At 39.5% G+C, this 8,488-nt stretch carries 9 protein-coding genes and 2 pseudogenes; 6 read left to right on the forward strand and 5 right to left on the reverse strand.

Features of this window, described 5'->3' with window-relative positions:
* Positions 1-56: 56 nt before the first annotated feature.
* The 3 genes from GW12_RS03485 to arsC form a co-directional block, all read right to left on the reverse strand.
* Positions 57-347 carry an addiction module antidote protein gene (locus tag GW12_RS03485; RefSeq protein WP_004969304.1) on the reverse strand — a complete coding sequence of 97 codons (291 nt, stop codon included), beginning with the start codon at positions 345-347 and terminating at the stop codon, positions 57-59.
* A 1-nt stretch (position 348) separates the two neighbouring features.
* Positions 349-645 carry a type II toxin-antitoxin system RelE/ParE family toxin gene (locus tag GW12_RS03490; RefSeq protein WP_034583450.1) on the reverse strand — a complete coding sequence of 99 codons (297 nt, stop codon included), beginning with the start codon at positions 643-645 and terminating at the stop codon, positions 349-351.
* A gap of 112 nt (positions 646-757) precedes the next feature.
* Complete coding sequence (arsC, locus tag GW12_RS03495; protein ID WP_034583453.1) at positions 758-1,186, reverse strand: arsenate reductase (glutaredoxin); 429 nt, start codon at positions 1,184-1,186, stop codon at positions 758-760.
* 82 nt (positions 1,187-1,268) lie between these two features.
* On the opposite strand from arsC, the gene GW12_RS15305 reads away from it, so the two are divergent.
* Genes GW12_RS15305 through arsH form a run of 3 tightly spaced genes read left to right on the forward strand, consistent with a single transcriptional unit; the run spans position 1,269 to position 3,338 of the window.
* A complete protein-coding gene (locus tag GW12_RS15305) occupies positions 1,269-1,583 on the forward strand; it encodes a metalloregulator ArsR/SmtB family transcription factor (RefSeq protein ID WP_067731901.1) in 315 nt (104 codons plus the stop codon).
* A 4-nt stretch (positions 1,584-1,587) separates the two neighbouring features.
* Positions 1,588-2,628 (forward strand): ACR3 family arsenite efflux transporter, encoded by a 1,041-nt coding sequence (arsB, locus tag GW12_RS03500; protein WP_004647746.1) that lies wholly within the window; start codon positions 1,588-1,590, stop codon positions 2,626-2,628.
* A 5-nt stretch (positions 2,629-2,633) separates the two neighbouring features.
* Complete coding sequence (gene arsH / locus GW12_RS03505; protein ID WP_034583466.1) at positions 2,634-3,338, forward strand: arsenical resistance protein ArsH; 705 nt, start codon at positions 2,634-2,636, stop codon at positions 3,336-3,338.
* 143 nt (positions 3,339-3,481) lie between these two features.
* Here arsH and GW12_RS03510 read toward each other — a convergent pair whose 3' ends face one another.
* Positions 3,482-3,718 (reverse strand): hypothetical protein, encoded by a 237-nt coding sequence (locus GW12_RS03510; protein WP_005021575.1) that lies wholly within the window; start codon positions 3,716-3,718, stop codon positions 3,482-3,484.
* 39 nt (positions 3,719-3,757) lie between these two features.
* Positions 3,758-4,279: an IS5 family transposase gene (locus tag GW12_RS03515; RefSeq protein ID WP_264673515.1), complete on the reverse strand. Its 522-nt coding sequence runs from the start codon at positions 4,277-4,279 to the stop codon at positions 3,758-3,760.
* A 121-nt stretch (positions 4,280-4,400) separates the two neighbouring features.
* Between GW12_RS03515 and GW12_RS03520 the strand changes: the two are divergent.
* The 3 genes and pseudogenes from GW12_RS03520 to GW12_RS03530 form a co-directional block, all read left to right on the forward strand.
* Positions 4,401-4,553 (forward strand): annotated as a pseudogene (locus GW12_RS03520) (recombinase family protein); the annotation flags it as partial.
* A gap of 84 nt (positions 4,554-4,637) precedes the next feature.
* Positions 4,638-5,138: pseudogene (locus GW12_RS03525) on the forward strand (hypothetical protein); the annotation flags it as partial.
* Positions 5,139-5,458: 320 nt separating this feature from the next.
* Positions 5,459-8,488, forward strand: a 3,030-nt coding sequence (locus tag GW12_RS03530; protein WP_034583463.1) for an SNF2-related protein, incomplete at its 3' end; no start/stop codon positions are given.

Raw genomic sequence — 8,488 nt, forward strand, 5'->3', positions numbered from 1 at the left:
AAACTATGGGACAGCAGTGGCCTCTAGCTCCCTTTTTTACTATATTTTTTAAAGTTTTAGGCGTGTTGTACTGTGAGTTTTAGACCTAAAGCATTCACAACACGATTAATCGTATCAAAACGTGGTGCTGAATCCTGACGTAGAGCTTTGTAAAGTGCCTCACGTCCAATCCCTGCTTCTTTAGCGATTTGAGTCATGCCACGAGCTTTAGCAATAACGCCAAGTGCATGGGCTAATTCAGCTGGATCATTCTCTTCAAGAACCATATTGAGATACATCACAATGTCTTCTTCAGTTTTGAGCGACTCAGCCATATCAAAACTTGGTAAATCAGCGACTTTAACCATTTTAATCCTCCAATGTTTTCGATAATTTGACTGCACGATTGATGTCTTGTTGTTGAGTTGATTTATCTCCTCCACCAAGCATTACAATAACTACGTCACCATGTTGGATGTAATACATCCTCCATCCAGAACCGAAGAATTCTCTCATTTCCCAAACGCCATCTTGAAGAGGTTTAATGTCTCCCCAATTTCCACGTTGAACCTTATCTAATCGACGATTCAGGCGGATACGGGTCATATTGTCTTTAATGCCATCCAACCATTCATCAAATTCTGGCAGACGTTTAATTTCAATCATGAGGATTCCTTCTCTTCTCACTATATTGTATTCGATCGAATACAATATGCAAGTAATCTATATGAACATCCATTAATTTCGTATAACAACCATTATGTTAAATGGGGCGGATTTATTTAATCCGCTTACCATTTTTATCGATGATTATTTCACCATCCTCTTTGATAAAAGCTCCTAATTGAGGTGCAGACAAAATATCTAAAACGAGTTCAGATGGTCTACAAAGTTTTACGCCTAACTCAGTCACTACAAATGGACGATTAATTAAAATTGGATACTCCAGCATAAACTGAATAAGCTGCTCATCTGTCCAGTGCTGCTGATCCAAGTTGTGAGCTTCAAAATGTTCCACGTTTTTGCGAATAGCTTCACGTACAGAGAGACCTGATTTCTCAATTAAATTAATGAGTTCACTTTTACTTGGAGGGTTGAGAAGATACTCAATAATTTCGGGTTCTTCTCCGGTATTTCGAATTAGCGCCAGTGTATTTCTTGATGTTCCGCACGCTGGATTATGATAGATCTTAACTTTTGATGACATTGTACTTACTCAGGACTTAATAATATTGCATTTATATATGGATATACGTATATTCGCAATAGCATATATTAGAGTATAGATTATGGATCAAGCAGATTTCTTTAAATGCCTATCTGACCCGACACGTCTAGATATTTTAAAAATTATTTTAGAAAGACAAAATGTATGTGTTTGTGAAATCACAGAGATATTACAACTGAGCCAACCTAAAATTTCTCGTCACTTGGCTTTACTCCGTAACCTTTCAATTTTGCTAGATGAGCGCAAGGGACAATGGGTGTATTACCGATTAAATCCTGATTTACCAGAATGGGTAAATGCAGTGTTCAGTGTTTTGAATGATGAAGTATTAAATAAACCTACGAGCAACTTATCTATCTCTATGCAATGCGAGTAATTCAATGTCCGCATCAAAGCTCTCATTCTTAGATCGAAACCTAACTCTATGGATTTTCATTGCCATGGCATTAGGCGTAGGTATTGGGGTGTTTTTCCCTCAAACATCTGTTGTATTAGATCAATTAAGCATTAATTCAGTGAATATCCCTATCGCAATAGGGCTTATTTTGATGATGTATCCACCACTTGCCAAAGTTGACTATGCAACCTTGCCTAAAGTCTTTGAGGATAAGCGTACCCTTACATTATCTCTTATTCAGAACTGGGTCATTGCACCTTGCTTAATGTTTGGCTTGGCCATTATTTTTCTGCACGCCTATCCTGAATATATGACTGGCCTAATTCTCATAGGCTTAGCTCGATGTATTGCTATGGTCCTCGTCTGGAATGGTTTGGCATGTGGGGATAATCAATATGTTGCTGCCTTGGTTGCGTTTAACAGTATCTTCCAGATCTTGTTCTTTAGTACTTATGCTTGGTTGTTCTTGACCTTCTTACCGCCATTCTTTGGGGTAGAAGCACAAATCATTGATGTAAGTTTTTGGACTATTACCCATGCTGTTCTGGTTTATCTAGGTATTCCATTCTTACTTGGTTTTTTAACCCGGCTGATTTTAGTCAAACAGAAAGGTTTGGATTGGTATCAAACTAAGTTTATCCCAAAGATTAGCCCAATCAGCCTTATTGCGCTTTTATTCACGATTGTAGCCATGTTCAGTCTTAAAGGTGGTGAAGTGATTAGCCTTCCTCTAGACGTGCTTAGAATCGCTATTCCTTTGACGATCTATTTTGTTGCAATGTTCTTCATCAGCTTCTTTATGAGTAAGTGGATGGGTAACGATTACCCTAAAACGACTGCTATTTCCTTTACTGCGGCAGGCAATAATTTTGAATTAGCACTGGCTGTAGCGATTGCCACTTTTGGATTAGCTTCACCTGTAGCTTTCACAACAGTAATTGGACCGCTTGTTGAAGTGCCTGTATTGATTGCCTTAGTGACAGTTTCGCTATGGCTTAGAAAAAAAGTTTTTAAAGAGGTATGAATCTAATGAACTTACCAAATATTGATCTTAGTCTTTTAGAAAAACCGACTTTAGAAAAAGTTCAGGCAAAGAACCTTGAACATCCTCCAAGAATACTGCTTCTGTATGGCTCAAATCGTGATAGATCCTATAGCCGTTTAGCTATTCAGGAAGCTGGTCGAATCCTTGAATATTTTGGTGCGGAAGTGAAAATTTTCCATCCAAAAGGACTACCTCTCCCTGAAGATGGTGATATGCAACATCCAAAGGTTAAAGAACTACATGAACTCTTAGCATGGTCAGAGGGCATGGTTTGGTGCTCTCCCGAGCGTCATGGCTCAATGAGTTCGATATTGAAAGCTCAAATTGACTGGATTCCATTAGCAGCAGGAGCAATACGTGCCACGCAAGGTAAAACCTTAGCTGTAATGCAAGTATGTGGCGGCTCTCAGTCCTTTAATGCAGTAAATCAGTTACGTATTTTAGGCCGTTGGATGCGTATGATTACGATACCAAATCAGTCCTCAGTTCCTAAAGCATTTCTTGAGTTTGAAGAGGATGGTCGTATGAAGCCTTCTTCTTATTACACGAGGATCGTTGATGTGATGGAAGAACTTTATAAATTTACGCTTTTAACTAGAGGACAGTCCGCATATCTCACTGACCGTTACTCTGAACGTGTAGAAAGTGCGGAAGAGCTTTCAAAGCGTGTGAATCAAAAGAGTATTTAGATTTCCTAAAATTAACATAATACACCTTATACGAAATTATTTTAATTTAAAATCAATCATATAATTACACAACAAAAAGCCCGATCACACTAGATTGGGCTTTTTACGTGAACAGTCATGTTCCATGCCTGTATGGATAGTCACTACATTTCCAGGCGTTCAAGTTTCTTAATGATTTCAGCTTTCGCTTTATCCAATAACTCTGGATTCGTTTTAGATGATAGTAATTCTTTAGGCTTATTCCCGAGAAAATACGCTATTCGCTCCGCATTGGCTCCCGAAGGATGGGGTAAACCACTTAAAACCTGATTACTATTGAGGATACCGTCCTGAATCAGCATTTCAAATACCTGACATACTTTCGGCCGGCTTTGTTGCATAAAGGTTTGAAAGGCTGATTTCCCTTAAGCTACTCAAATTTAAGAGACAACTTGGGTATGAGGGCGACCTAATTCTGTGAATTTATTCAAAACTGCCATGCGTGCATGGATCTCATTCACCTGACTAGGAAAGCTTCTTGCCATTAATTTATCGCCTAATAATTTGATGCAATGCATCTTGGTTTCCACCAAACTTCGACGATGATAACCAGACCACTTTTTCCAAAGCGATCTGCCTAGCCGTTTGACTGTCTTTAATAATTCATTCCACTCTATAGACCTCGCTTGCTGATCCTTCCAAGGCTTTGCATTCTTTCTAGGTGGAATGATCGCATGTGCATCTCGATCTAAAATGACTTGTCGGCAGTGCTTTGTGTCATAAGCACCATCTGTATAAACAGAATCAATTGGTTCATCCAAGGGAATTTGAGCAAGTAAATCTTCGAGTACTTGAGAATCACTGACATTATTTATGGTGAGTTGTACTGCACGTATTTGCAGGGTTTTAGCATCCATAGCAATGTTGTTAGCGGCAGTGTAAAAATGACCCCCTAATGGCATTTAAAAACTGACCCCCTTGGTTAATATAGCGGTCATTTTGGACTGCTCAACATGTTAACTTTGGAGCAAGCAGTGACAATCCAAATACTTCATCGTCTCAAATCTCTATTTGCAACAGTGCCTTTTTGTTGACCGTGCTTCAGGTAAAAATACCGACCGACCAAAATTTCAAGAAATGTTGAACTATGTCAGGGAAGGCGATCAAGTTGTTGTACATTCCATGGACCGTTTTGCGCGAAGCCTGAAAGATTTGGTCACTGAAGTAGATAAACTACAACATGTAGTAGCGAAGATGCTCAAAATGCACTTACTACGTAACATCAGTTAAATAAAAGTCTCCCACAAACCCGGTACGGTTCATTATGGACAGAATTTACCTTTTCCAAATCTAACAAAAGCATTTACAGATCATCTGGCAGATGTATTTAATCAGACAACAGGACGTAGTTTGAATAAAGAAATTTTATGGCACGCTTTTTTAGATATGAAGCAAAGTCCTCAACTAGCAAGATCATTAGTGGAGCGTTTAGCCTTAAACCCAATGCTGGCTATAGATTTTGCCAAGGAACAGCTTATAGCCGATACAATGGGGCATCGTGACTTTTCGGGATTATGGGGAGAGTTTAAGTTATTAGAACAGCTAATTTTAAAAGCCATAGCGGAATCACAAGTTGAACTTTATAGTAGTCAATTTAGACAACATCTGGCTGATTCCATTGGTGTAGATAACATTGCGGTATCAAGTATTCAATCGGCCCTACGTTCTTTATCAAAAAAACAAATTATTTTTAAACCAGAAAATGGTACTTATGAAATCGAGGATGCTCTTTTTAAAGAATGGATTATGGATGAAGCATAATTTTGAAAACTCATTTGGATAAAAATTAACCGTACCGAGTTTGTCGGAGAATTTTTATTTAAGTATTTTATTCATAGAAACAATGCTAAAACTTTTGACCCCATTTGGTTTAAAATTAACTGTTGTGAAGAAATGATCACTTTCTATCAGGATATTTTCGATCTCAATGAACTGTTTAACTTCTCGAATTTGATTGTCTTTATTCATAATATTCCTATTGAGTGAGTCGAATCTGTGCTCAGGTTGAGCAGTTCGGCTACTGTTCTGAAATGACAGCTTTGTCCGTTATAATTGTATAAACATTTTGGTGTCTGGTAATTATGTCCTTATTGATCAATTTTCTATCTCGCTTTAGTACTGCAACTCTTCAGCGCAGTCTGAGCTATGCTAAACACATTGATAGGGAAACAATTGAGTTCTTTGAGGAAAATGATGATGTCACGATGTATGCTCAAATTGAAGGGACAGATTATTACGATACCGCGATTACCTATAATCTTAAAAAAGACCGTTTAATCGATGATGACTGCACTTGTCCAGTTGGATATAACTGTAAACATGCTGCTGCTTTAGCGCGGTTATTCTTTCAAGAATATCGTCAGGAATTTCAACAGCGTTATGCTGAATCTCAATCTCCGCAGGGAATCGCAAAACGCCGATGGGGGGATGATCAGGCGCAGCGTTGGTTGAATGATTTTAAACGGTATTTACAACAGACTGAACCAGAGCAATCTGTCAAAACAAACAATTATTTAATTTACCTGCTAGATCAGTCGGTCAGCTTAAAGAAATTGACAGTTGATGTTCAGAAAGCCAGACGCAATAAAAACGGCTCAATTGCAGGGGAAAGTTATTATACCCAATATGAAAATATCACCAGAAAGCATCTGACTTTACCTGAACAAAAACGACAATTATTTAACCAGATTTATTATTACGCCAAAATAAACAGCGACGAGCGTTTTTATCAAAGCAATCTTGATATCTCCGGAATTTCATTGGAGCACTTTAAATCTTTTATTCAAAGTGGCGATGTGTACTGGCAAAAAAAGAGCTATGCTGCACTTCAATGGTCAGAACAAGGCTATCACATCGAATTGATCTGGGAACAAGGTGTCAACAAACAGACGGAGCATTTAAACATTGAATTGGTCAATGGCGATATTCGACTCGATTTAAAATCAAATCCACATATCCAGATTCTCGCGAGCCAGCCACCATGTTATGTGGATATTCAACAGAACACGGTGGGCCAGTTATATGGTGAATATACGGCAAAGCTGCTCTACCATTTTTTACAGATGCCTGATCTTCCAGCTAAGCTCTTGCCAGAGTTTGAGAAACTGACTCATCAATATTCAGACGTGAAAAATCTGCCTCAGCCCGAGTCTATTCAGCATATTGATGTCCTTGAGGGTAGTCCCCAGCCAATTTTACGCTTCGGTGTTTTAGATAAATTTGATTGGAAATGGGAAGAGTCTGTTTGTGCTGAAATTGAATTCTCCTATGCAGGTGGGCGAATTAAAGCAGGTACATCAGGTGACAGTTTTATTGGTGAACAGCATGGCAAAATGGTGCGACAGCTTCGGGACTTAGTTCAGGAACAACAGTCAATCCAGCGTTTACAGCTATTGGTCGAATCACTGAAGTGGGTGAAAGATCTTAGTTATGACCAGCAATTAAAACTGGATAAACAACGTCTTGATTCTATGGTTTTTGCTTTCTATGGAGACTGGATCAAACAGCTCATGCCCATCAATCAAATTGAGTTGATGGGCTGGCAGATAGAGCATCTGGAAAACAGCCCCTTTAACCTGCAATATGTCGAAAATTTAAATATTTCTATCACTGAATCTGAAGGTCAGCAGGACTGGTTCAATATCGGGGCGACGGTTCAAGACAGTGCAGGTAATTCTTATAATTTGCTTGATGCGCTCGTAGCTTTGGTGCGAGTAAATCCTGATTTACTTGATCCGCGGACGTTTATTCATCTGCATGACAGTCAAATTTTCACCGTGAAAACTGCAGTTGATCAACCTGATTTGGCGCTATCCGCTAGGGATATTAAGCCGGTATTGTTGCATCTGCAGAGCATTTTACAGCAAGAAGAGCGCAGTATTGATCGCTATGATGCGAGTCAATTATTAGAATTGCAGCATAATCTTGGGATGACATGGCAGGTCAGTGATCGCCTGCAGCAATTTGTACAGAAATTCAAACAAGGCTATCAGCAACAACTGCCGACACCACAAGGTTTTCAGGGGGAGTTGCGCCCATACCAGCAGCAGGGCTTAGGCTGGTTACAGTTTTTAAGGGAAACCCAGCATGGCGGGATTCTGGCAGATGATATGGGCTTGGGGAAAACAGCACAAACTTTAGCCCATTTACTCATGGAAAAGCAGGCTGGATATTTGCAGGACAGTCCCGCCTTAATTGTTGCACCCACATCGCTGATGCATAACTGGTTCAAAGAAGCGGAGAAATTTACCCCTGAGCTCAAGGTATTGCTGCTACAGGGGCCCGACCGCCATCAGAATTTTGAGCAGATTCCGCACTATGATATTGTGTTAACCACCTATCCGCTTCTAGCGAGAGATGAAGAACAACTAAAGCAATATGAATATCATCAACTCATTTTGGATGAGGCGCAGAATATCAAAAATCCGCGTGCCAAAGCTGCACAGGTAGTACGCCAATTAAAAGCACGACATCGTTTGTGTCTAACAGGTACCCCGATGGAAAATAATTTGGGTGAACTGTGGGCACTATTTTATTTCCTGATGCCAGGATTTTTATATTCACAAGAAATTTTTAATAAAAAGTACCGTCATCCGATTGAAAAACGCGGTGATCAGCAGTTAAGGCAAAAGCTGGTCAACCGGATTAAGCCCTTCATTTTACGTCGCTTGAAAACTGACGTAGCCAAAGAATTGCCAGAAAAAACTACGATTGAAGTCAATATTGATATGAATGACCAGCAATCCAAGTTATATGAGGCTGTTCGTGCCACGATGCAGGAAAATATTCAGAAAATTGTGGCAGAAAAAGGCTTTAAACGTAGTCAAATTCAAATTTTAGATGCCTTACTGAAGCTACGTCAGGTGTGCTGCCATCCTAGCTTACTAAAGCTGGATTCAGTGAAAACCGGGCAGGCACACTCTGCCAAACTTGAACAGTTGATGGATATGGTCGTTCCAATGGTGGAGGAGGGGCGAAAAATTCTGATCTTCTCTCAGTTTACCTCAATGTTGGAACTGATTGAGCAACAGCTCCATCACGCAGAAATTGGCTATGTGAAGCTGACTGGAACGACCAAAAAGCGAGATGAAGTCATTACAGCATTTCAGTCT

This window comes from Acinetobacter sp. HR7 (assembly GCF_000773685.1).
GTDB lineage: Bacteria > Pseudomonadota > Gammaproteobacteria > Pseudomonadales > Moraxellaceae > Acinetobacter > Acinetobacter thermotolerans.